The 21,625-nt window shown below is 72.8% G+C and carries 14 protein-coding genes; 6 read left to right on the top strand and 8 right to left on the bottom strand.

What is annotated here, in order from left to right:
* Nucleotides 1-150: 150 nt before the first annotated feature.
* On the bottom strand, nt 151-1,191 hold the full coding sequence (locus ACFQ6N_RS10365; RefSeq protein WP_380648321.1) for an NAD-dependent epimerase/dehydratase family protein: 1,041 nt from the start codon (nt 1,189-1,191) through the stop codon (nt 151-153).
* A gap of 255 nt (nt 1,192-1,446) precedes the next feature.
* On the opposite strand from ACFQ6N_RS10365, the gene ACFQ6N_RS10370 reads away from it, so the two are divergent.
* Nucleotides 1,447-2,781: a DUF1254 domain-containing protein gene (locus ACFQ6N_RS10370; protein ID WP_380648322.1), complete on the top strand. Its 1,335-nt coding sequence runs from the start codon at nt 1,447-1,449 to the stop codon at nt 2,779-2,781.
* Between the two features lie 43 nt (nt 2,782-2,824).
* On the opposite strand, the gene ACFQ6N_RS10375 is transcribed toward ACFQ6N_RS10370, so the two are convergent.
* On the bottom strand, nt 2,825-4,801 hold the full coding sequence (locus ACFQ6N_RS10375; protein WP_380648324.1) for a hypothetical protein: 1,977 nt from the start codon (nt 4,799-4,801) through the stop codon (nt 2,825-2,827).
* Nucleotides 4,802-5,044: 243 nt separating this feature from the next.
* Between ACFQ6N_RS10375 and radA the strand changes: the two genes are divergently transcribed.
* Entirely contained in the window at nt 5,045-6,580 is a 1,536-nt protein-coding gene (gene radA, locus ACFQ6N_RS10380) for a DNA repair protein RadA (protein WP_380648325.1), read from the top strand.
* 201 nt (nt 6,581-6,781) lie between these two features.
* Nucleotides 6,782-7,840, top strand: coding sequence for a DNA integrity scanning diadenylate cyclase DisA (gene disA, locus ACFQ6N_RS10385; RefSeq protein WP_030304894.1), 1,059 nt, complete (start codon nt 6,782-6,784; stop codon nt 7,838-7,840).
* 235 nt (nt 7,841-8,075) lie between these two features.
* On the opposite strand, the gene ACFQ6N_RS10390 is transcribed toward disA, so the two are convergent.
* On the bottom strand, nt 8,076-8,948 hold the full coding sequence (locus tag ACFQ6N_RS10390; RefSeq protein ID WP_380648326.1) for a hypothetical protein: 873 nt from the start codon (nt 8,946-8,948) through the stop codon (nt 8,076-8,078).
* 247 nt (nt 8,949-9,195) lie between these two features.
* Between ACFQ6N_RS10390 and ACFQ6N_RS10395 the strand changes: the two genes are divergently transcribed.
* The gene (locus ACFQ6N_RS10395) at nt 9,196-10,071 is read left to right on the top strand and encodes an A/G-specific adenine glycosylase (RefSeq protein ID WP_380648417.1); all 876 of its coding nucleotides are present in this window, start codon (nt 9,196-9,198) and stop codon (nt 10,069-10,071) included.
* A gap of 139 nt (nt 10,072-10,210) precedes the next feature.
* Here the strand turns inward: ACFQ6N_RS10395 and ACFQ6N_RS10400 are convergent, their stop codons facing one another.
* Nucleotides 10,211-11,803, bottom strand: coding sequence for an MDR family MFS transporter (locus ACFQ6N_RS10400; protein WP_380648327.1), 1,593 nt, complete (start codon nt 11,801-11,803; stop codon nt 10,211-10,213).
* 222 nt (nt 11,804-12,025) lie between these two features.
* On the opposite strand from ACFQ6N_RS10400, the gene ACFQ6N_RS10405 reads away from it, so the two are divergent.
* Nucleotides 12,026-12,724 (top strand): TetR/AcrR family transcriptional regulator, encoded by a 699-nt coding sequence (locus ACFQ6N_RS10405; RefSeq protein WP_380648328.1) that lies wholly within the window; start codon nt 12,026-12,028, stop codon nt 12,722-12,724.
* 7 nt (nt 12,725-12,731) lie between these two features.
* On the opposite strand, the gene ACFQ6N_RS10410 is transcribed toward ACFQ6N_RS10405, so the two are convergent.
* Entirely contained in the window at nt 12,732-13,676 is a 945-nt protein-coding gene (locus ACFQ6N_RS10410) for a M23 family metallopeptidase (RefSeq protein WP_380648329.1), read from the bottom strand.
* A gap of 358 nt (nt 13,677-14,034) precedes the next feature.
* On the opposite strand from ACFQ6N_RS10410, the gene ACFQ6N_RS10415 reads away from it, so the two are divergent.
* On the top strand, nt 14,035-15,222 hold the full coding sequence (locus tag ACFQ6N_RS10415) for a threonine aldolase family protein (protein ID WP_380648330.1): 1,188 nt from the start codon (nt 14,035-14,037) through the stop codon (nt 15,220-15,222).
* 174 nt (nt 15,223-15,396) lie between these two features.
* Here the strand turns inward: ACFQ6N_RS10415 and ACFQ6N_RS10420 are convergent, their stop codons facing one another.
* The 3 genes from ACFQ6N_RS10420 to ACFQ6N_RS10430 form a co-directional block, all read right to left on the bottom strand.
* Complete coding sequence (locus tag ACFQ6N_RS10420; protein ID WP_380648331.1) at nt 15,397-17,745, bottom strand: immune inhibitor A domain-containing protein; 2,349 nt, start codon at nt 17,743-17,745, stop codon at nt 15,397-15,399.
* Between the two features lie 343 nt (nt 17,746-18,088).
* Nucleotides 18,089-20,608 carry an ATP-dependent Clp protease ATP-binding subunit gene (locus ACFQ6N_RS10425; protein ID WP_380648332.1) on the bottom strand — a complete coding sequence of 840 codons (2,520 nt, stop codon included), beginning with the start codon at nt 20,606-20,608 and terminating at the stop codon, nt 18,089-18,091.
* Nucleotides 20,609-21,258: 650 nt separating this feature from the next.
* A complete protein-coding gene (locus tag ACFQ6N_RS10430) occupies nt 21,259-21,609 on the bottom strand; it encodes an Lsr2 family protein (RefSeq protein WP_380648333.1) in 351 nt (116 codons plus the stop codon).
* Nucleotides 21,610-21,625 lie beyond the last annotated feature (16 nt).

The raw sequence follows: 21,625 nt of genomic DNA on the forward strand, positions 1-21,625 counted from the left end.
GGGCGGCGGCCCCCGCGGCCCGCGGCGGCGTGGGGCTCCCCCCCAGCGCGTGACCCGGGGGCCCCCCGCGGGGGCGTGCACGGCGCCCGCCCCCCCCCCCCACTCCCGCAGTCGGCATCATCCAGCCGCCCAGCCGCCCAGCCGCCCCGCTTACCCGAAGGCGTCCGCCAGCCGCCGCTCCTTGGCGGGGTCGATGCCCTGACGCACCGGCGCGCCCGGCCGTCCCTTGCGCCCGTCGGCGTCGGTGTCCTCGGCCGGTCCGCGCGTCCGCAGCCACTCCCAGGTGTCCCGCGCGGTGTCGGCGAACGGTCGGCAGCGCAGCCCGGCCGCCTCCGCCCGGGTGGTGTCGGCGAGCCAGACGCCCGCGAGGTCGGGCAGGTCGGGCGCCCAGAGCGGGAGTTCGCTCCAGGGCTCGACCCGGTCCGGCCCCTCGGCGAGCAGCGGTCCGTCCGGGACCCAGACCAGTTCGGTGTCCCCGGCGCCCGCGACGGCCCGGCAGGTCTCCAGCCACTCGCCGAAGCGGAGCAGCCCGGCGGGCGCCGTGGTGACGAACCGTCCCGTCGTCCGGGCCGTCAGCAGGTCCAGCCCGAAGGCGGCGAAGTCCCGGACGTCGATCACCTGCATGGTCCGCTGAGGGTCCCCCGGGGCGAGCACCCGCCCGCCGCGCGCCATCCGCTCCAGCCACCAGGGCAGCCGGCCGCCGATCTCGTGCGGTCCGATGAGCAGTCCGCTGTTGAGGACCAGGGTGCGCTCGGTGCCGAACCCCTCCAGCGCCGCGCGTTCGCAGCCGGCCTTGAGGGCGTTGCCAGGGGGCTGGTCGGGCGGAGTGTCGGCGGGGCAGGGGTGCGGCGGGGAGTCCTCGCTGACCACCCGGGCGGGCCAGTCGGCGAAGGCGTGCACGGAGGAGACGAGGGTGTAGTGGCGGGCCCGTTCGCGCAGCAGCCGTACGGCGAGCGCGGTCTGGGCGGGCTGCTGCGCGGAGGTGTCGACGACGGCGTCCCAGTCCCGGCCGTCGACCAGCCGGGCGAGGTCCGCGGGGCTGTCCCGGTCACCGCGGACGGCCTCGACGCCGGGCAGGTCGGCGGCGCTGCGGCCGCGGTTGAAGGTGGTCACCTGGTGGCCCCGGGCGAGGGCCTCGGCGGCGTAGGCGCGTCCGAGGAAGGACGAGCCCCCAAGCAGAAGGATCTTCATACCGGCCACCTTCTCCCGGCGGTCCCGCCCGTACGCCCGGATTAGCGCAGAGCAGAGGCCGCGCCGCGACCGGCACCGCCCGCCGCCCCTCCTGATCCGACATGCCGCCCCCTTCCGGCCCACCTAGCATCCGATCTGTACCGACCTATACCGACCTGTGCCGATTGGACCGGCTTCGACCCCGACCGGCCCGACCGGCCCGACCGGCCCCGCAGGCCCCCGACCGGCCCCGACCGACCGTACGAAGGACCCCCGATGAACCAGCCCGAGCTGGAGGCCCTGGCCGCCGACGCGTACGTCTACGGCTACCCGCTGGTCGCCGACCTCACCATGGTCGAGCGCTTCATCAGGGGCGGCCTGGGCACCCTCCCGGCGGCGCCGTTCAACCACTTCAGCCACGCCACCCGCCTGGCCGGTCCGGCCGACGCCTTCGTCTCGGTCAACAACGACACGATCTACTCGATCGCCCAGCTCGACCTCTCCGAGGGCCCGCAGGTGCTGCACGTCCCGGACACCGCCGGCACCTACTACGTGCTGCAGTTCCTGGACGCCTGGACGGACAACGTCGCCTACCTGGGCCGCCGGGCCACCGGGACCGGCGCGCAGACCCGGCTGATCGTCCCGCCCGGCTGGCACGGCACCCCACCGGACCCGGACCGGGTGATCGAGCTGCCGACCACCGTCGGCACCGTGGTCGGCCGGTTCGCCTGCACCGGCCCCGACGACCTGCCCCGGGTCCGGGCGCTGCAGGCCGCCCTCACCCTGGAACCGCTGGAGCCGGGCGGCCTGGTCGCCGGCCTGCCCGAGCCCGACCCGGACGTACCCGAGCGGCTGGCCTTCTTCGAGCGCCTGCGGGTGTGGATGCAGGCCTTCCCGCCCGCCACGGCGGACATCGAGTACCAGCGCCGCTTCGCCCCGCTCGGCCTGCTCGACGACGGTGCCTCCCCGTACCGCGCGGCGGCCCCCGAGTGGACGCTCGCGCTGGCCAAGGGACTGGCCGCCGGGCGCGAACGGGTCGAGGACGCCACCCGCCCGCCCGAGGACCACCCGCCCGGCGAATGGCGTTCCGCGCTCCACCTCTTCGACTACAACACCGACCACCTCGGCCCGGGCACCCTGGACGACCCCGAGTGGCGCATCCCCGACCGCCGCGCCGCCTACCTCAGCCGCGCCGCCGCCGCCCGGGCGGGCCTCTGGGGCAACCACGCCTACGAGGCCTCGTACGCGATGACCTACGACGACTCCGACGGCCGCCCGCTGACCGGCGCCCACAGCTACACCCTGCGCTTCGACCAGCCGCCCCCGGCCGGGGCGTTCTGGTCCGTCACGATGTACTCCGTCCCGGACTACTACCTGGTGGAGAACCCGATCGACCGCTACTCGATCGGCGACCGCACCCCCGGCCTGGTCCACGGCGACGACGGCTCCCTCACCCTGACCCTCCGGCACGACCAGCCCGAGGACCCGGCCGCCGCCGCCAACTGGCTGCCCACCCCGCCCGGCGAGTTCCGCCCGATCATCCGCGTCTACCAGCCCGAGCCCCCGGTCCTCGACGGCACCTACCAGGTCCCCCCGATCCACCGCACCTGACACCTTCCGGGCCGGGCCGTCCCCGCGGGGCACGGCCCGGTTCCTAGCGAGCGGACGGGGACGCAGGCGGCGCGCCGGTGCCGGTGCCGGTCGGATGCGGCGAGGCGCTGCCCGTCGGAGCCGCCGTGGGCGTGCCCGGGTGGGACGGCGTGCTCGTCGGCGTGCCGGACGGCGTCGCCGACGACGGCGGGCCCGAGGGCGACGGCGAGCCCGGCGACGGTGCGCCCGACGTAGGCGAGCCCGGTGACGGAGAACCCGGTGACGGAGAACCCGGTGACGGCGAGCCCGACGGCCCGCCCGGTGACGGCGGAGCGGTGGCCGTGGGCGACGGGTCGGCCGGGGCGGAGGAGCCGCCCCGGTTGTGCGGGCCGCCCTCCAGGGTCACCACCGCCTGGGAGGGCGGCAGCGCGATCCGGGCGGTCCAGTGCGTCGTCGGCGCGAGGTCCTCGTCGACGGTGACGGTCACCGTGATCCGCTGGCCGGGCGCGAGGGTGCCGGAGTCGCGGCTGAGCCGGAGCCAGCCGGCGTCCGTCACCGCGTGCCAGTGGATCTCGGTACTGCCGGAGTCGGTGAGGGTGAGGACCGTACGGCTGCCGTACTCGGCGGCTTCGACGGTGAGCAGCCCGGCGGGGGCCGACGCGGAGGCCGGGTCGACCACGGGGGCCGGGGTGGCGACCAGGGTCGGGCTGCCGAGCGGGGTCGCGCCATGGGCCGGGACGGGGACGGCCGGACCCTGGAAGGTCAGCCCTGGAAAACCGGGGAGCAACGTTTCTGCATCTCCGAACCCGCCGCCACCGCCCGTCCCTGCCAGCTCCATCCCCGGCACCCCCGGCGTCCCGGCACCGGCCGGACTCCCGGCAGTCGGCCACGGCGGCCGCTGCCCGGCGCCCCGACCGGCCTCGTCCACCCGCACCGCCGACACCGAGGCCGCCGACCCCGACCCGCCGCCGCTCCGGTGCCCGGCCCAGAGCGCGATCACCGGCGCCGCCAGGACGGCCGCGAGCACCCCGGTGGTCACCACCCGCCGACGGACCGCCAGCCCGCGCCCCGCGTCCGGCGCCCGGTGCCGTGGAAAGCCGCCCTGGTCGAACCGCAACCCGGGCTCGGCCACCGCGACACCGACGACGCGCGTGACACCCGCGATGCCCGCGACGCCCGCGAAACCCACGGCACCCACAGCACCGACCGCACCCACAGCACCCACAGCACCCGCCCCGCCCGGTGCCCCCAGCAGCGGCAGCCCCGGAAGCCCCGACAGCGCCGACGCGCCCTCCGCCGCCCCGCCCGCCACCCGCTCCGCCGTCCCCCGGCAGGTCGGGCAGTCCACCACGTGCTGCACCAGCTCCCGCCGCAGCGCCGGGCCGAGCACCCAGTCCCGCCAGGACTCCGCCCCGGCCCCGCCGAGCCGGTCCAGTTCGGGGCAGCTGCCCACGCCGAGCACCAGCAGCGCCGCCCTGGTCCGGGCCACCTCGGCCTCGGCGCCCGCCAGCAGCGCGCGGGTCCGTTCGAACGGCAGGCCCAGGACCGCCGCCACCTCCAGCGGGGTCAACCGGTGCCGGACGGACAGCTCCAGCGCCTCGCGCTGCTCCGGGTCGGTGCCGGCCGCCTCCGGCCAGGCGAGCGAGGCCAGCTCGCGCCGCCGCCGGGCCGCCTCGACCTCGTCCGGCTCCACCGAGCCGCCCGTCCGCCCGTTCCGGCCGCCGACCCCGTCGGCCCGGCCTCCGCCCTCGTCGCTCCCGTCCTGGCCGCTCCCGCTCCCACCGCTGCCGTCCGCCAGCCGCCGCAGGCAGCAGTACCGGGCCAGCGAGAACAGCCAGGCCCGCACCAGCCCGGGCTCCGCCAGCCGGGCGCCGTGCCGCTGTGCCAGCTCACGGACCTCGCGCAGGGCGTCGGCGGCGGCGTCGTGCTCGCACAGCACCGAGAGGCAGTAGGTGAAGAGGCCGTCCACCTGCCGGTCGTACGCCGTGAGCACGGCAGCGGCGGCCTGCGGCCCGGCCGGCCCAACAGTTCGCGTTGTCACCCGTCCGACGGTAGAGACCCCGGAGCGCCCGGCCCCGCCATTCGCCGCGTATGTACTTCTTTCGGGTAACAACATCGCCCATCTGTGTGGACGCACGGCAAACCCGCCTCCGCCCGGACCCCTCCCCGCCGCCGCCCCGGCCGGGCCCCACCACCGTCCCGGCCGGGCCCCACCGCCGCCCGGACCCCACCCCGCCGCCGCACCCCGCCGCCGCTGTCGTACCCAGGCGCTACCGTGGGCCGCATGCCTCCGCGTTCCAAGACCACCGCCAAGCCGCGCCCGGCGTACCGCTGCACCGAGTGCGGCAACCAGCTGCCCAAGTGGGTCGGCCGCTGCCCGGAGTGCAACGCCTGGGGGACGGTCGAGGAGTACGGCGCGGTGCCGATCCGGACGACGGCGGCCGGCCCGGTCAGCGCGCCCGCCCGCCCGATCGCCCAGGTCGACGGCCAGGTCGCGACGGCCCGCTCGACGGGTGTGCCGGAGCTGGACCGGGTACTCGGCGGCGGGCTGGTCCCCGGCGCGGTGGTGCTGCTGGCCGGCGAGCCCGGTGTCGGCAAGTCGACCCTGCTGCTGGACGTCGCGGCCAAGGCGGCCTCCGCGCAGCACCGCACGCTCTACGTCACCGGCGAGGAGTCGGCCGGCCAGGTCCGGCTGCGAGCCGACCGGATCAACGCGCTCTCCGAGCACCTCTACCTCGCCGCCGAGTCCGACCTGGGCGCCGTGCTGGGGCACATCGACGCGGTCGGCCCCGGCCTGCTGATCCTGGACTCGGTGCAGACCATCGCCTCCGCCGAGCTGGACGGCGCCCCGGGCGGCCCGGCCCAGGTCCGCGAGGTGGCGGCCGCGCTGATCCGGGTGTCCAAGGAGCGGGGCATGGCCACCCTGCTGGTCGGCCACGTCACCAAGGACGGCCAGATCGCCGGCCCGCGCCTGCTGGAGCACCTGGTGGACGTGGTGCTCAGCTTCGAGGGGGACCGGCACGCCCGGCTGCGCCTGATCCGCGGGGTCAAGAACCGCTACGGCGCCACCGACGAGGTGGGCTGCTTCGAGCTGCACGACGAGGGCATCGTCGGCCTGGCCGACCCGTCCGGCCTCTTCCTGACCAGGCGTGACAAGCCCGTTCCCGGCACCTGCCTCACCGTCACCCTGGAGGGCAAGCGCCCGCTGGTGGCCGAGGTGCAGGCGCTGATGGTGGATTCGCAGATCCCCTCGCCGCGCCGCACCACCTCGGGCCTGGAGTCGCCCCGGATCGCGATGATCCTGGCGGTCGTCGAGCGGCACGGCGGGGTGAAGCTCGGCAAGCAGGACATCTACACCGCGACGGTCGGCGGGGTGAAGCTGAGCGAGCCGTCCGCCGACCTCGCGGTCGCGCTCGCGGTGGCCAGTTCGTCCACCGACACCCCGCTGCCCAGCAACCTGGTGGCGATCGGCGAGGTCGGCCTGGCGGGCGAGGTACGGCGGGTGACGGGTGTGCAGCGGCGCCTCGCCGAGGCGCACCGGCTGGGCTTCACCCACGCCCTGGTCCCGCCGGACCCGGGCAAGGTGCCGCCGGGCATGAAGGTGGTCGAGGTGGCCGACATCGGCGAGGCGCTGCGGGCCATCCCGGGCCGCCGCCGGGCCGCCGCCAAGCCGCGCGGCGAGGCCCGTACGGACGCCCGTGCCGGGGCCCGCGCTGAGGCACCGTCGGCGCCTCCGGCTCCCCGCCCGGCACCGGTCACGGCCTTCCCGGAGGAGCTGATGGACGGCTGGGAGCCGGTCGACTCCGACGAACTGCGCTGACCCAAGCCCTGCCGAAGCCACGCACAGTTAGACTTTCCCCAGTCTCATTGGCCAGAAGGCAGTACCGAGCGGTACTGAGCGACAGAGCAACAGACCGCGGACCGGCGCACGGCGCGAGGCGCGCGGCACGGGGTCGACCGGAGGAGTCACGTGGCAGCCAGCGACCGGGGGGCGGACAAGGCCTCCCGTGAGGAGGCCCTGCTGCGGGCCTCCCTCACCGCCATCGCGCCCGGCACGGCGTTGCGTGACGGCCTGGAGCGGGTCCTGCGGGCCAACACCGGCGGCCTGATCGTGCTGGGTTTCGACAAGACCGTCGAGCCCATCTGTACCGGCGGCTTCGTCCTGGACGTCGAGTTCACCGCCACCCGGCTGCGCGAACTGTGCAAGCTGGACGGCGCGGTGGTGCTCGACAAGGACATCACCAAGATCGTCCGGGCCGGTGTGCACCTGATGCCGGACTCGACCATCCCGACCGACGAGACCGGCACCCGCCACCGCACCGCCGAGCGGGTCAACCGGCAGACCGGCTTCCCGGTGGTCGCGGTCTCGCACTCGATGCGGCTGATCGCGATGTACGTCAACGGCACCCGCCGGGTGCTGGAGGACTCCACCACCGTGCTGTCCCGCGCCAACCAGGCGCTGGCCACCCTGGAGCGCTACAAGCTGCGCCTGGACGAGGTGGCCGGCACGCTCTCCGCGCTGGAGATCGAGGACCTGGTGACGGTCCGGGACGTCACCGCCGTGGCGCAGCGCCTGGAGATGGTCCGGCTGATCGCGACCGAGATCGCCGGCTACGTGCTGGAGCTCGGCATCGACGGCCGGCTGCTCTCGCTCCAGCTGGACGAGCTGATCGCGGGCGTGGAGCCGGAGCGCGAGCTGGTCGCCCGGGACTACTTCCCGGAGCGGGCCGCCAAGAAGGGCCGGACGGTCACCGAGGTGCTGGCCGACCTGGAGGCGCTCACCCACGCCGAGCTGCTGGACCTTCAGACCGTCGCCAAGGCGCTCGGCTACTCGGGTACGCCGGAGTCGCTGGACTCCGCCGTCTCGCCGCGCGGCTACCGGCTGCTGGCGAAGATCCCGCGCCTGCCCAACACGGTGATAGAGCGCCTGGTCGAGCACTTCGGCGGTCTGCAGAAGCTGCTCGCGGCGAGCATCGACGACCTCCAGACGGTCGAGGGCGTCGGCGAGACCCGGGCCCGCTCGGTCCGCGAGGGCCTGTCCCGCCTTGCCGAATCGTCCATCCTGGAGCGCTACGTCTGATCGGGCACCCCGTCCGTCCGTCCACCCGGGCAGACGGACGGACGGACAGGAACAGGCACACGGACACTCGGACACACACAGCCGGACGCACGAACGGTCCCCGGGGAGGCACCTCCCCGGGGACCGTCCCGTATCCGGCCGCGCGGGCCGGGGCTCGCCCCCGACGCCGGAGCCCCCGACGCCGGAGCCCCCCGGCCAGGGCGGCCGGGGGGCTCCGTACGGACGTGACCGTCGCTCAGTTGTCCAGCCGGATCGAGGCCCGCGCCGAGACCTTGTCCCCGGAGAGCCCGGTGAGCTCGGCGAGCACCACGTAGGTGCCGTTCGCGGGCGGCGCCGGGTCGGCCGTCGCGCACTGCGGCTTGCTGCGGCTGCGGTCCCAGGTGAAGGTCTCGGTCTGGCTGCCGTTGGCCGCCAGCTGCACCCAGATGCTGCCCTTGTCGGCCGGGCAGTCGCCGGAGGACCAGACCCGGTCGCCGTTGCTGGCGCTGACGGTGATGGCGGAGGTGACCCGGCCGAGGTCCACCCGGCAGTTGGCGCCGGAGGAGTTCTTGACCGTCAGGGCGAGCCGCGGCTTGTCCTTGGGCGGGTACGAGTTCTGGGTGCCGGCCAGTTCCAGGGCGACCTGCGAGGAGGCGCAGACCGGGAGCGTCATGATCTCGGGGGTGTTGACCGCCGGGACCCCGCCGCCGGTGCCACCGGTGCCGCCCGTGCCGCCCGCCGCACCGCCGCCGGTGCCGCCGGCCGCGCCGCCGGTACCGCCCGCGGGGGCAGGGTTGGCAGCGCCGGTTCCGCCGCTGAGGTTGACCTCGGTTCCGCCGCCGCCGGCCACCGGGCCGCCGCCGGGGTTGCTCCCGCCGCCGGGGCGCGCGGCGGGGCCGCTCGGCGAGGCGCCGGGCGTGATGGCCTGGGCGGGGGTCTGGTTCTGGGACTGGGACGGAACGGCCTGCGCGGCCTTGCTCTGTGAGCCGTCGTCACCGCCCCCGCCCTGGTCGGTCATCAGCCAGGCGATCAGGGCGACGACCGCCGCGACGGCGGCGAGCACGACGACGCGCCGACGCCAGTAGATCGAGGCCGGCAGCGGTCCCACGGGTTGACGCAGAGAGGGCACGACCAAACTCTACGAGACTGTGTGTGGCGTTTGACTCACCAACACCGCACAGTCGCCCCTTCCTTCACATGATCCGCCATTTGATCCGTTCGGGGGAGCCCCGAAAGGCTGATTTCGGGGAAGTCCACCGGAATATCCGGAGTCGGATCATCCACTTCGGCCGGGTCGGCGGGCATGGGAGGATCGAAGGGCCATGACTGCCATCACCGCTTCCGCCACCGCCGCCGCCGGTGCCACCCGGCTGCCGATGCCGCTGCCGCTGTTCCACTCGACCGTCCTGGACTGGTACGAGGCGAGCAAGCGCGACCTGCCCTGGCGGACGCCCGACGCGACGCCCTGGGCCGTCATGGTGAGCGAGTTCATGCTCCAGCAGACCCCCGTCAAGCGCGTGCTGCCCGCCTGGGAGGCCTGGCTGACCCGCTGGCCGACCCCCGCCGCCCTGGCCGCCGACGCGCCCGGCGAGGCGGTCCGGATGTGGGGCCGGCTGGGCTACCCGCGCCGCGCGCTGCGGTTGCACGCGGCCGCCGTCGCCATCACCGAGGAGCACGGCGGCGAGGTCCCGGACGACCACGCCACCCTGCTCTCGCTGCCCGGAGTGGGGGAGTACACCGCCGCGGCGGTCGCCTCCTTCGCCTTCCGCCAGCGGCACGTGGTGCTGGACACCAACGTCCGCCGGGTCTTCGCCCGCGCGGTGACCGGCGTCGAGTACCCGGCCCAGGCCACCACCGCCGCCGAGCGCCGCACCGCCACCGAACTGCTGCCCGAGGACGCCGGCACCGCCGCCACCTGGGCGGTCGGCGTGATGGAGCTGGGCGCGCTGGTCTGCACCGCGCGCGGCCCGGAGTGCGGGGAGTGCCCGCTGTTCGCCGGCTGCGCCTGGCAGCGGGCCGGCCGGCCGCCGTACGAGGGCCCGGCCCGGCGCGGCCAGACCTACGAGGGGACGGACCGCCAGGTGCGCGGCAAGCTGCTCGCGGTGCTGCGCGAGGCGCACGGCGAGGTCGGGCAGGCCCGGCTGGACGCGGTCTGGCCGGACGCGGTGCAGCGGGCCCGGGCCCTGGACGGCCTGGTGTCGGACGGCCTGGTCGAGCCGGTCGAGCAGGGCGTCTACCGACTGCCGCAGTAACCGACTGCCGCGGTAACCGGCCGCCCCGGCAGCCGGCCACCGCCGACGAGTACCGACGACCACCGCAGACGAGCGCGGACGACGGCGCCCCCGGGAGGACGAACCTCCCGGGGGCGCCGCGGTCGTACGGGCGGGACCGTCAGACGGCCGCCGCCTCCAGCGAGGCCTCGGCCGGCTTCTCGCCCTTGCCCGTGCCGCGCAGCGGCACCTCGCGCAGGAACACCGCGGCGGCGATCGCGATCACGGCCACCCCGGCGCCCCACAGGAAGACGGTGTGCATGCCGTTGGACACCGCGTGGTGGTAGGCGTCCTGGATGTTCTCGGGCAGCGTGCGCAGCGCGGCCGGGCTCATCTGGCCCGGGTCCTTCACGCCGCCGGCGCCGGCCTGCTCGCCGAGCTTCTCCTTCATGGTGTCGGCCACCCGGTTGTTGAACAGCGCGCCGAACAGCGCGACACCGAAGGAGCCGCCGATGGTGCGGAACAGGGTGGCGGTGGAGCTGGCCACGCCCATGTCCTTGAGCTCGACGCTGTTCTGGGCGACCAGCATGGTGATCTGCATCAGGAAGCCCATGCCGGCGCCCAGCACGACCATCCAGCAGGCCGAGGTGAAGCTGCTGGTCGTGGTGCCCATGGTGGAGAGCAGGACCATGCCGGCGGTCATCACCAGGGTGCCGATGATCGGGTAGATCCGGTACTTGCCGGTCTTGGTGACGGCCTGGCCGACCACCAGCGAGACCACCAGCATGCCGAACATCATCGGCATCAGCAGCAGGCCGGAGTTGGTCGCCGAGGCGCCCTGGACGATCTGCTGGTAGAGCGGCAGGAAGACGGTCGAGCCGAACATCACGAAGCCGACGACGAAGCCGATGATCGAGACCAGGGTGAAGTTCAGGTTCTTGAAGAGGCTCAGCGGCAGCATCGGCTCCTCGACCCGCTGCTCGACGTAGCAGAAGGCGATCAGCGAGGCGGCGGCGAGCGCGGCCAGGCCGAGGATCTGCTTGGAGCCCCAGGGGTACTGCTGGCCGCCCCAGGTGGTGATCAGCACGAGCGAGGTGATGCCGGTGGTGAGCAGGACGGCGCCCGCGTAGTCGATCTTGGCGGTGCTGCGGACCTTCGGCAGCTTCAGGGTGACGACGACGACGGCCAGCGCGACCACGCCGAGCGGCAGGTTGATGTAGAAGGTCCAGTGCCAGCTGAGGTGGTCGGTGATGAAGCCGCCGACCAGCGGGCCGCCGATGGTGGCGAGGGCCATCACCGCGGCGAACATGCCCTGGTACTTGCCGCGGTCACGCGGCGGGACCAGCGCGCCCATGATCGACATGACGCCGACCATCAGACCGCCGGCGCCCAGGCCCTGGACGGCGCGGAAGCCGATCAGCTCGTTCATGTTCTGGGACAGGCCGGACAGTGCCGAGCCCACCAGGAAGATCACGATCGAGGTGAGGAAGGTGCCCTTGCGGCCGTACATGTCGCCGAGCTTGCCCCAGATCGGGGTCGAGGCGGCGGTGGCCAGGGTGTACGCGGTGACCACCCAGGACAGGTGCTCGGCGCCGCCGAGGTCGCCGACGATGGTCGGCATCGCGGTGCCGACGATCAGGTTGTCGAGCATGGCCAGCAGCATGGTGACGACCAGGCCGACCATCACGAGGCGGATCTCGCGGGGCGACCGCGGTTGCTCCTCCTCGGCCGCCTTGTCCTCCGGCACCGGGTCGGTGGTCTTGGGCTGTGACATGAGGTGGGTCTCCCGGAGGGTGGTTCGGACGGGGCGTCGCGCCGCGCGGCGGCTCACTTACTTGTCGCCCGGCTAGTTTATCGACCGTCGGCACGGTAGGTTGTTCACTAGCCGGTCGTCAAGCCAGTTTCCCGACCGGCCGCCTGGGCAGGGAGAATGTTGCCCGGGGCGGACGCCACCGGGAGTCCGCAGCAGTTCACCGACGCAGTCATGAGGCAGGCCATGGGCACTTCGCACAGCCCCCGCAGCGACACCCGGGCTCGCATCATCGAGGTGTCACTGGAGCTCTTCTCCGAGCAGGGCTACGAGCAGACCTCACTGCGCGAGATCGCCGACCGCCTGGGCGTCACCAAGGCCGCGCTCTACTACCACTTCAAGACCAAGGACGACATCGTCCTGGGCATCGTCGAGCGGATGGCCGCCCCGATCGACGAGACCATCGCATGGGGCCGCGAGCAGGCCTGGAGCCCGGGGATGCGCGACGAGCTGATCCGCCGCTTCGCGGACGGGATGGCCGAGCGGGCGCCGCTGCTGCGGTTCTTCCACGAGAACCAGCCCGCGCTGCGCGAGTCCGCGGCCGGGCTGGCCTTCCGGGACCGCATGATCACCATGGTCCAGCTGGTGCACGGGCCCGAGGCGGACTTCCCTGACCGGCTGCGGGCCGCGATGGCGCTGTTCACCGTCCACTCGGCGCTGTTCCTGCTCAAGCAGGACCACGCGGACTGCGGCCACGCCGAGAACGTCTGGGGCGAGCCGCTGAAGACGGCGGCCACCCTGGACGAGGCGATCGAGGCGGCCCGGGACGTCGCGCTGGAGATCGGCGACCGGATCGGCCACCCGGCCGCACCTCCGGCCCCGCCTGCTCCGCCCGCCGCACCCCCGGCCCCGCCGGCCGCAGCTCCGGCCCCGCCCGCCGCGTGAGGCCGGGTCAGAAGTCGGTGACGCCGTGCCCGGCCAGGTACGCGATCGGGTTGACCACCGCGCCGTAGCGGTTGCTGGTGCGGATCTCGAAGTGCAGGTGCGGCCCGGTCGAGTTGCCGGTGCTCCCGGACAGCCCGATCCGCTGGCCCGCCGCCACCTGCTGGCCGGACGAGACCGTGACCGAGGACATGTGCGCGTACTGCGCGAAGTGCCCGTCCGCCAGCCGCAGCACGACCTCCTTGCCGTACGCGCCGTCCCAGCCGGCCGAGACCACGGTCGCGTTGCCGACCGCCAGCAGCGGCGTGCCGGGGGAGACCGCGAAGTCCACCCCGGTGTGGTACCCGGCCGCGTAGCTCCGGTTGGCGACCCCGTACGGATTGCTGGTCGGCGCGTCCGGCACCGGCGCCGACCAGGCGGGCGCGGGCCCGGGCCCGGGCTCCGGCTCGGCGCCGGGTCCGGCGGGCTCGTCGGCGGTCGGTCCCGGCTCCGCGGCGGGGGCGGGCGGTTCGAGCGGCAGCAGGTTGGCGGCGACCGCCACGAACTGCTGGGCCGAGTCGCTGTCCTCGGACAGCTTGTACGGGCTCGGGCCGGCCACCTGGACCAGCCCCGCGGTGGGCACCTCCGCCAGCGGCGCGGTGAACGCCGAGCTGCCCGGTGTGGTGGGCAGCACGGTCTGCGCCGAGGCGCTGCCGGGCGCGGCCACCAGCAACACGCCGGCGAGCAGCGTCGCGACGGCCCCGGCCGATACCAGCGCGTGGTCGTGCTCGGCCCGCTGGCGGCTGCCCGGCAGGGTGGTGTGCCGGGGCGTGCCCAGCCTGCGCAGCGGGGCGGCCTGGGTGCGGAGGGCATGGCCGAGCCGGGGCTGCCAGGCCGCCGCCTGGGCCGCCGTACGGGCTGCCGTACGGGCGGCGAGCCGGCGCAGGGCCGGCCCCACGGGCGGGACGGTGGACATCGGTAGCCATACCTCACGGGTCGGACGAGGGCAGCACGAAGGACCCGTTCGGGCGCGTGCTGAGCGGGGGACCACTCAGGTGTAACGGTCACCGAGCGGACGCCCAAACGGGGTGACGTACTACCGCAGGTAGTCGGCGTGGCGCCGGAGATTCAAGCTGACGGAGTAACGATCATGTGATCCGATCGTCCATGGCCCCGCCGAGCCGGTCCGGGGCACCCTCCGCCGCCGCTACTACCCCTGGTCGTACCGCCCCGGAGGCCTGTGACCAGGACCACGCGCCGACGGGGTTTGCCGGGCTCGAACGGCTTCCGTCCGCACCGCTGACCGCTCCGGCGAGCTGCGGGACCATCGACCCATGTATGGCATCAGGAGCGAAGAACCCGACGCCGGTGGCCGCCCGAACCCGTTGGACCGCCGCTTCGCCGCCCTGCGCGGCTGCGAGCGCATCCTGTCCGGCGTCCGGCCGCAGAGCATCCGCGAACGCCTCGCCGCCCTGGCCGGCCCGCTGCCGGACGGGAGCGCGGCCGTCGACGGGCTGGACGGCCGGCCGGACCAGTACGGCGACGGCGTGGTCCGCGCCCTGGAGCTCCGGGTCGCCGGACTGCTCGGCACCGAGGACGCGGCCTTCTTCCCGACCGGCACCATGGCCCAGCAGGTCGCCCTGCGGATCCACGCCGAGGCGGCCGGCCTGCGCGCCGTCGCCACCCACCCGCTGGCCCACACCGACCGGCACGAGCGGCAGGCGCTCGGCGCCCTCACCGGGCTGCGCAGCCTCTGGCCGACCACCGAGCCGCGCCAGCCCACGGCGGCGGAGCTGCGCGCCCTGGGCGAGCCGTACGCCGCGCTGAGCCTGGAGCTGCCGTTGCGCGACGCCGGGTTCGTGCTGCCCGGCTGGGAGCCGCTGCGGGCGCTGGCCGCGGTGGTGCGGGAGGAGCACGGTGCGGCGCTGCACCTGGACGGCGCCCGGATCTGGGAGTCCGCCGTCGCCCTCGGCCGACCGCTGCCGGAGGTCGCCGCTCTGGCCGACTCGGTGTACGTCTCCTTCTACAAGACGCTCGGCGGGATCAGCGGTGCCGCGCTGGCCGGTCCGGCCGGCTTCGTCCGCACCGCCCGGGCCTGGCGGCACCGCTACGGCGGGCAGCTCTTCCAGCAGTGGCCGTTCGCGCTGGCCGCGCTGGCCGGCCTGGAGTGCGAACTGCCCTTGCTGGCGCGGTACGTGGCGCACGCCCGGACGGTCGCCGGGGCGCTCGCCCGGGCCTTCGCCGCCGTCCCCGGCGCCCGGGTGCACCCGGCTCCGCCGCACACCCACCAGTTCCAGCTCTGGCTGCCGTACCCGGCCGGGGAGTTGGAGGAGGCCGCGCTGGGGCTGGCCGAGGAGCGCGGGATCGGGCTGTTCGGCGCCTGGCGCGAACGGGAGCTGCCCGGTCTGGCGATGACCGAGGTCACGGTCGCCTCGGCGGCCCTCGACTGGACCGGCGCCGAGGTCGAGGCGGCGGCCGCCGCCTTCCTGGACCGGCTGCCCGACCCGGCGCGCCGGGCCTGAGCGAGCCCGTCCCGGCGCGCCGGGCCTGACGGAGCCGGGGTCGCACGGATACCGGGCCGGACGGATTCCGGGCCGGACGGAAAAGCGTCCGGCCCGCCCCCGCGTGGTGCGGGGACGGGCCGGACGTGGTTCCGTCAGAGCTGCCTGGTCACAGGCCGATCGCTACGGGCTCGATCAGTTGTCGACCGGGCGGACCCGGATCCAGGTCTCCAGGTAGTTCGAGGACTCGTTCTCGACCTCGATGCTGGTGCCGGTCTTCGGCACGTTCACACCGTTGTACTGGTTGTCCTTGGACCACCACGACTTCAGGTCGTTGAACTCGTCGACGCCCTTGGTCTTCGGGATGACGGTCTCGACGCCGGCCTTGTGCAGGGTCAGCGCGTTGACGCGGCGCGAGCCGAAGGTGGAGTCGAAGCCCTGCATGCGCGGACGCATCAGGGTGCCGTCGTTCCACTTCAGCGGGGTCGGGTGCGAGTCGACCGGCAGGATCAGGCCCTGGCCCGGGTGGGCGCTCACGTTGTTGTCGGTCTGCGACTCGTCCCAGTACCAGATCAGCAGACCGGGCTGGTACGCGTAGTGCTCGACCCAGCCCGGGCGGTCGGCGAAGCCGAAGTTGTACGGGCCGGTCTTCAGGGTCTGGTCGAAGGACACGTACTGCCGGTTCTCCGCGATGTAGTACTGCGCGTAGTCCTTGGTGTACGAGCCGCCGAAGCGGGTGAACCCTGCGGCCACCCAGCCGTTGTCACCCTTCTCGACGTCGTCGCTGAACACGGTGGCACCGTCGGCGACGATCGAGATGTTGTCCAGCGTCAGGCCGCGGTAGTGCAGGCCGCCGTCGGTGGTGTTGTGGTAGCGGAACTTGACCTGCTTGCCCGCGTAGGCGTCCAGGTTGAACGACAGGTCGCCCCAGGTGGCGGCCAGGCCGCTCACGGCCGGACGGTCGTTCTCGCGGGGGAGCGGGGCGCCGTTCCAGGTGCCGTCCACGACGGTCCAGTTCTTGCCACCGTCGGTGGAGACCTCGCCGAACGCGTAGTCGAAGTCCGGCTCCAGCTCGTACCAGGCCTTGGCGTTGATGCTGGCCTTGGTCTTGCCGGTCAGGTCGACGTCGCGGGTCAGCGTGACGTTCAGGTTGTCGGCGCTGCCGCTCCACCACTCACCGCTGCCCCCGAAGGGCTTGTTGATCTCGGTGGTGATGCTCTTCTTCGGCAGGTCGACGATCAGACCCTGCGGCAGGTTGCTGTTGTACTCCGCCGGGCCGATGTGGTGCGTCGACTCGGTGCCCGCCTTGGCGCGGTCGGCCTTCAGCCAGCCGAGCTTGTACTTGCTCCAGGCGTCGAGGTCGTTCGGCATGTCGCCGATGCTGTTCTTGCCCTCGCCCAGCCAGGAACCGGAGGACATCAGCGACCAGAAGCCGACCGAGTTGTCGATGCCCTTGCCGGCGGTGTCGTAGAGGTCCGGCAGACCGAGGTCGTGGCCGTACTCGTGGGCGAAGACGCCGAGGCCGCCGTTCTCCGGCTGCATCGTGTAGTCGCCGATCCAGAGGCCGGTGCTGCCGACCTGGACGCCGCCGAGCTTGTTGTTCTCGGGGCCCGCGGTACCGGTCAGGTTGCCGTAGACGTACGAGCGGTGCGCCCACAGGGCCTTGGTGCCCTGCTTGCCGCCACCGGCCGACTTGTCCTCGCCGGCGTGCACGATCTGGAAGTGGTCGATGTACCCGTCGGGCTGGTTGAAGTTCCCGTCGTGGTGCGAACCGTAGCGGTCCCACTGGTCGTACTGGGCCAGGGTCGCCTTGATCTGCTCCGGGGTCTGGCCCTTGGCCACCTGGTCCTTGTACCAGATGTCCACGGCGTCACGGATCAGGTCCTGGGCGCTGGCGCAGACGTTGGAACCGCAGTAGTCCGAGCCGTACCGGGCCTCGTTCCACGGAACCCGCACCCAGTCCGAGACCACGCCGTCGACCGAGTAGCGGCCCGAGGACTGCTTCTCGTAGTAGGTCTTCAGCGAGGGCTTGTCCTTGGCGAAGTACAGGTCCTGGTAGTGCTGCTGGTTGTAGTCGGCCTGCCAGGCGGTCGAGTTGTTGTTCGCCGGGTCCGGCTTCTCGATCGCGTTGTGCTTCGGGCCGGCCTCGCCGCCGTACTTGACCTTGCCGTCGGGCGTCTTGGTGGTGTTGTCCACCTGGTCGCCGAAGTCGACGAGGATGGTGAAGATCTTGTCCGTGCGCTCGCGGGCGAGCTCCACGTACTTGTCCTTGCCGAGCTTCACACTGGTGCTGCCGTTGTGCTGCTCGACCTGGGCGGTGCCGTCGAGCAGCTTCTCGGTGGCGGCCTTCTGCTCGGCCTCCACCTTCGCGGTCAGCGGGCCCGGGATGTTGTGCTCGGTGTTCGACTGGACGGCGTCAGCCGGGTCCCTCGGCACGGGTGCCGAGCCGGCTGCGACGGCGGTGGCCGGGAAAAGGCCCGCGCCGAGCGTGACTATGACCGCCGCAGCCGTCGCGACCGCAGCGGTTCTCCTGGTGTTCTTCAACGTTGTGACGTCCTCCCCGACCGGGGCCAGCTCTTGGCCAAAGCCCGGCAAACCAAAATGAAAGACAGGTGGACGTCATTTGATACAAGCGTGCACAGAAAAGATAGACCTTGACCATGACATGGTCACGGCGCTATGCTCCGCGACTTCCCATCAGCTGACCGTCTGTCAACCGTATGTTCGTTAAAGCTGGCTGAGAAAAAGAGCGCACCCGTACCAGCCAGCGCGGAGGCCTCCCGTCCGGTCGGCCGGCGGGCACCTCCTCGGAGGCGCGGAACGCACCGAGCCCCCGGCGTGGACGCCGGGGGCTCGGTTGCTGTGAAGTTGTCTGTTAAAAGTTGGGCTACTTCGTCAGGTCCGGCCCGGACGAGGCGACCTCGGCCGGGGTGTCCGCGACGGCCGACTTCTCCTCGCCGCGGAACGTGAACTTGGCTTCCTTGCCCTCGCCCTCGACGTCGACGACGACGATGTGGCCGGCCCGCAGCTCGCCGAAGAGGATCTTCTCGGAGAGGTGGTCCTCGATCTCGCGCTGGATGGTGCGGCGCAGCGGACGGGCACCCATGATCGGGTCGTAGCCGCGCTTGGCCAGCAGCTTCTTGGCCTCGACGCTGAGCTCCAGGCCCATGTCCTTGTCCTTGAGGCGCTCGTCCACCTTGTCGACCATGAGGTCGACGATCTGGATGATGTCCTCTTCGGACAGCTGGTGGAACACCACGATGTCGTCGACGCGGTTCAGGAACTCGGGGCGGAAGTGCTGCTTGAGCTCCTCGCCGACCTTCGCCTTCATCCGCTCGTACCCGGTCTGGGAGTCACCCGTGGCCGCGAAGCCCAGGTTGAAGCCCTTGGAGATGTCCCGGGTGCCGAGGTTGGTCGTCATGATGATGACGGTGTTCTTGAAGTCGACCACGCGGCCCTGGGAGTCGGTCAGGCGACCGTCCTCCAGGATCTGCAGCAGCGAGTTGAAGATGTCCGGGTGGGCCTTCTCGACCTCGTCGAAGAGGACGACGGAGAACGGCTTGCGGCGGACCTTCTCGGTCAGCTGGCCGCCCTCCTCGTAGCCCACGTAGCCGGGCGGGGAGCCGAACAGCCGGGAGACGGTGTGCTTCTCGGAGAACTCGGACATGTCGAGCGCGATCAGCGCGTCCTCGTCGCCGAACAGGAACTCCGCCAGCGTCTTGGACAGCTCGGTCTTACCGACGCCGGACGGGCCGGCGAAGATGAACGAACCGCCGGGGCGCTTCGGGTCCTTGAGGCCCGCACGGGTGCGCCGGATGGCCTGGGAGAGCGCCTTGATGGCGTCCTTCTGGCCGATGACGCGCTTGTGCAGCTCGTCCTCCATGCGCAGCAGACGCGAGGTCTCCTCCTCGGTCAGCTTGAAGACCGGGATGCCGGTGGCGGTGGCCAGGACCTCGGCGATGAGCTCCTCGTTGACCTCCGCGACGACGTCCATGTCGCCGGCCTTCCACTCCTTCTCGCGCTTGGCCTTGGCCTGGAGGAGCTGCTTCTCGTCGTCGCGCAGGGACGCGGCCTTCTCGAAGTCCTGCGCGTCGATCGCGCTCTCCTTCTCGCGGCGCACGTCGGCGATCTTCTCGTCGAACTCGCGCAGGTCCGGCGGCGCGGTCATCCGGCGGATGCGCATCCGGGAGCCGGCCTCGTCGATCAGGTCGATCGCCTTGTCCGGGAGGAAGCGGTCCGAGATGTACCGGTCGGCCAGGGTGGCGGCGGCGACCAGGGCGGCGTCCGTGATGGAGACCCGGTGATGGGCCTCGTAGCGGTCGCGCAGGCCCTTGAGGATCTCGATGGTGTGCGGCAGCGAGGGCTCGGCGACCTGGATCGGCTGGAAGCGGCGCTCCAGCGCGGCGTCCTTCTCCAGGTGCTTGCGGTACTCGTCCAGCGTGGTGGCACCGATGGTCTGCAGCTCGCCGCGGGCCAGCATCGGCTTGAGGATGCTGGCGGCGTCGATGGCGCCCTCGGCGGCGCCCGCGCCGACCAGGGTGTGCAGCTCGTCGATGAACAGGATGATGTCGCCGCGGGTGCGGATCTCCTTGAGGACCTTCTTCAGGCGCTCCTCGAAGTCACCGCGGTAGCGCGAGCCGGCCACCAGGGCGCCCAGGTCCAGCGTGTAGAGCTGCTTGTCCTTGAGCGTCTCCGGGACCTCGCCCTTGACGATGGCCTGTGCCAGGCCCTCGACCACGGCGGTCTTGCCGACGCCGGGCTCACCGATCAGCACCGGGTTGTTCTTGGTGCGGCGGGACAGCACCTGCATGACCCGCTCGATCTCCTTCTCGCGCCCGATCACCGGGTCGAGCTTGGCCTCGCGGGCGGCCTGGGTGAGGTTGCGGCCGAACTGGTCCAGGACCAGGGAGGTCGACGGGGTGCCCTCGGCGGGCCCGCCGGCCGTGGCCGACTCCTTGCCGCCGCTGGTCTGGTAGCCGGAGAGCAGCTGGATGACCTGCTGGCGCACCCGGTTGAGGTCGGCACCCAGCTTGACCAGGACCTGGGCGGCGACGCCCTCGCCCTCGCGGATCAGGCCGAGCAGGATGTGCTCGGTGCCGATGTAGTTGTGGCCGAGCTGAAGGGCCTCGCGGAGCGACAGCTCCAGGACCTTCTTCGCCCGGGGGGTGAAGGGAATGTGACCGGACGGGGCCTGCTGGCCCTGGCCGATGATCTCTTCGACCTGCTGGCGAACGGCCTCAAGGGAAATCCCGAGGCTCTCCAGGGCCTTGGCGGCGACGCCCTCGCCCTCGTGGATCAGACCCAGGAGGATGTGCTCGGTGCCGATGTAGTTGTGGTTGAGCATCCGGGCTTCTTCCTGAGCCAGGACGACAACCCGCCGCGCGCGGTCGGTGAACCTCTCGAACATCGTTTATCGCTCCTCAGAGCGGTCGGGCAGTTCGGGGTCCGTCCCCGCCCTGTCCTTCCGCATGCTAGTCCCGCTCAGCGGCGCGGCCCACGGATTCACTCCCCGGTACGGGAGCGAGATGCTGCGCGACCAGCCGACACCAATCCCAACCTGATGCTGGGAATCGGTGTTCCCACTGGTGGGCCGGATGCACCGGAATCCGCTACGCCATCGGCGAACAAGCGCCGCCGGGACGCGGTCGGACCCGCTCCGGCCGGTCGCGCGTACTGCCCCTGGACAGGTCCGAGAACCCGTCCACCTGCATTCATACCCGGTATCGGGGCGGTTCTCGCGCAGTTTCCGCGGTGGCGGTGTTCGCCTGGCGAGAAGTCGGGCCGCAGTGACGGCGGTTCGCCGCCGACCGGGGCGGCCGTACGCCGCCGGGTGGTGTCCGCGTTACCGCTTCGCTCCTACAGCGTCGCACAGCCCGTGATTGTTCCGCCGCCCGGACCCGGGCCCCGGGTGCTCCCTGGCGCCGTCGGCGCCGCGGCCCTCCGGGTGCGCGCCGCGGGGCGCGGAGGAGGCTCCTCCGCGCCCCGCGCGTGTGTCATCGGCACCGTCCGCGGCCGCCGGGGCCCCGCATCCGCTCCGGCGTTGCGACGGTGGCGGAGTCAGGACGCGTTGGCCTGCTCGTAGGCCTCGCGGACGCCGCTCGGCACCCGGCCGCGGTCGTTGACGTCCATGCCCTGCTCCTTGGCCCACGCGCGGATCTTCGCGGTGTCCGGAGCGCTGCCGGACGGGCGCGCCGCCGAGCTGCGGCCCGGGCGGCGGGGGCCGGCGAGCCGGCCGCTCTGCTTGCGGCCCTTCTCCACGTACGGCGCCAGCAGACCGCGGAGCTTGTCCGCGTTGGCGCTCTTCAGGTCGATCTCGTAGGCAACGCCGTCGAGCGCGAACGTCACCGTCTCGTCCGCCGAACCACCGTCGAGATCGTCTTCAAGAATGACCTGCACCCTCTGTGCCACGGGCTTCCCTTTCCGC

This window comes from Kitasatospora sp. NPDC056446 (assembly GCF_042796115.1).
In the GTDB taxonomy this organism is placed as follows: domain Bacteria; phylum Actinomycetota; class Actinomycetes; order Streptomycetales; family Streptomycetaceae; genus Kitasatospora.